The following is a 578-nucleotide window of genomic DNA, read 5'->3' as shown; positions in this document are numbered from 1 at the left end:
GTGCTGGCGGCACGCTACACACAAACAGAAAAAACCATTGATCTTGGCACTTTTGATCTTGTGGACTGCTCTGATTTGCAAGTACGCGCAGCCATTGAATTGCCTTCAAGCGATTGTTCTGTCATCTTTGAAATTGAAAGAAACAATGGCACGGTTTATCAACTCCTTCCCTTTCAATTACTCAGTCTTACTGAATATATCAGTGAAAAGGTAAAGCTCCGCGCTATTCTCAAAGGCACCGAAAAGCTCTCACCCGTCTTGTTTGCGCCTGTTCAATTGATTGCGGGGAAGATTCATAAAACAGCCACTTATGTCACCCGTGCTTTTGCCTTTGGGGAAAAAGCAAGGTTAACCAGTTATATCAAAACATTTTTACCAGGCGGTGCAACCTTTACACTGGAGATGCAACTGGATGATGATGGTTTCACCCCTTTGAAATTAGAGGAAACAGAGCAGTTATCCGAGCCCCTTTGGACAGAGCGCAAATTTGTAAGCAGCGACAAAGGCGCCAAACAAGCGCGCTTGAAACTCACGCTTACCGGTGGACCGGCGGCACGGTCAATGGTGCGTGATTTTGG

At 46.0% G+C, this 578-nt stretch carries 1 pseudogene; it reads left to right on the top strand.

What is annotated here, in order from left to right:
- Window positions 1-578 (top strand): annotated as a pseudogene (locus ACFIO5_RS13145) (DUF4815 domain-containing protein); the annotation flags it as partial.

This window comes from Bartonella sp. AA86SXKL (assembly GCF_042196885.1).
This window is presented reverse-complemented; position numbering and strand designations above follow the sequence as displayed.